We start from the raw sequence: 1,927 nt of genomic DNA on the forward strand, positions 1-1,927 counted from the left end.
TTTTTATTTTGTCAGAGCAGAAAATTGCCCGACCTTTAACGAACAGGCAAGAATGGATAACGCTAGGTGGTTTTCTCACTACGGTTTTGTTAGCTGCGGCCGATGTCATTTCATTAGCTATTGGCTTGTTATTTTTAGCTGCCGTGCTTATTGGCGTTAAAGTAACAACTAACGGTGAAATGAAGCGTAACTTACCTTTGAATCTGATTATTGTGATCGTTGGCGCATTAAGCTTAGCCACTGCGTTAGAAAATTCAGGGGTTATTAGTACGACAACAGAAGCACTCATGCCGGTGTTGTCGGGTACCAACTGGTTTGTGGCTTTGGTGGTGATTTATTTGCTTACACTCGCTCTTACAGAATTTGTAACTAATAATGCAGCGGCGGCATTAATGTTTCCGTTTGCTTATGGCTTAGTGCAGATCATCGGTGCCCCACTGATGCCTTTCGCATTAGCAGTAGCATTTGCGGCAAGTGCCAGCTTTATCTCGCCATTCGGATATCAAACCAATTTACTCGTTTATAACGCAGCGAACTATAAGTTTGCCCACTTTATAAAGATGGGGTTACCCATTTCAATATTGTACAGTACGATTGTTCTAACATTACTTAATGTTACCTACCTATAATGCGTAGAAAAGGCGTGCTAAATCATTACTCTGGCTACTACAAAATGTAGAGCCAAAATCGACTACCTCAAGTAAAGGGAAGTGAACGCTTCCCTTACTTATTTTCCCGTACTTTGATGTGGGAACCGCACATTCACTTTCTCTTACAAATATCAATATGTTGTGCTGTACAACACTCTTAGCCAAGAGTAATCTATAGCTCCATTTAATGTCTGCAAGTTGGTTAATCAACAACCAGTCATGGCTTTACACAAAGCCCAGTAATAATTATAAACAAAATAGGAGCAAGGGATGCACAATGTAACGAACCCCTTCCAAGCGTGTAACGACATCTTCTTCAAACCTAATGGCGTATTCAAAGCGATAGGTGAAAACAACAATTGGAGCTGGATGCCATTTATTTTGATCATGGCAATTTCGCTTGTTTCCCAGTACTTGTATGTAAACTTCGTTGACATTGAATGGTTCGCTCAGATGAATATTGCCGCGCAAGGGGATATGAGTCCGGCAGAAGAAGAGCAAATGAAGGCCTTCTTCACCAGGGATGCTTTGCTTTGGTCATCGGTTATAGGTGCCTTTTTTATTCCTATTATCGTAAACGCCATTTACGCCGTGTACGTGAATTTAATGACCCGTTCTGACGACAGCCATGTGTATGGCTTTACTGACTGGTATGGTTTCGCTTGGTGGCTTTCAATGCCTTATGTGCTTACTGGTTTGGTGGGTGTTGCTTTGCTGTTGTTCGCAGGCGACCATCAAGTAGCGCCATCAATTTTATCGCCAGCGTCCCTTGGGTATATTGCGAATATCCCGATGGACTCGCCTTGGTACGCTTTCGGCCAGGCGTTAAGGGTAGAGCTATTCTGGGGCATTTATTTAGCCACCGTAGGCATTACTCAATGGACCGCCTTTTCTCTTAAAAAAGCGGCATTAATTGCAAGTGCACCTTATATTGTTATCTACGGCATCTGGTTGATTGCCCTCGCCTTGTTCTAATTAAGCTTGCGAATGTAACGCGCCCACTATACGAAAAGTGCGCTGTGCTATTAATACAGTAGTTATGAATATAATCTTTGTGATTACAGTGTTTTAGTACAGCGTTTCTATAAACTGGCCGCGCAGCCTTACTTTAAAAAGACGCACCCTTTCATTTCTTTCACTAACCATGAAAAGCATCATTGCCGCTTTTGTCGTCACACGAAGTATCATTATACCAATCCGCATAGATCATTACCCACTCAGCGAGAGTTAAAATGTTCGTAATCGCGGCGTGTTACCGCAGGTATAGTGGTTCTACA

The 1,927-nt window shown here is 42.4% G+C and carries 2 protein-coding genes; both read left to right on the plus strand.

Going from position 1 to position 1,927, the window contains the following annotated elements:
* The coding region (locus QVA83_RS07025; RefSeq protein ID WP_287498276.1) for an SLC13 family permease at nucleotides 1-629 on the plus strand (629 nt) is incomplete at its 5' end.
* 291 nt (nucleotides 630-920) lie between these two features.
* The gene (locus tag QVA83_RS07030; RefSeq protein WP_287498277.1) at nucleotides 921-1,625 is read left to right on the plus strand and encodes a YIP1 family protein; all 705 of its coding nucleotides are present in this window, start codon (nucleotides 921-923) and stop codon (nucleotides 1,623-1,625) included.
* Nucleotides 1,626-1,927 lie beyond the last annotated feature (302 nt).

The organism is Alteromonas sp. AO-Serp (genome assembly GCF_017849675.1).
In the GTDB taxonomy this organism is placed as follows: domain Bacteria; phylum Pseudomonadota; class Gammaproteobacteria; order Enterobacterales; family Alteromonadaceae; genus Alteromonas; species Alteromonas macleodii.

What these genes read in the sequence shown, in the direction of transcription:
- QVA83_RS07030 (WP_287498277.1), top strand. Translation starts at nt 921, where the DNA reads ATGCACAATGTAACGAACCCCTTCCAAGCGTGTAACGACATCTTCTTC.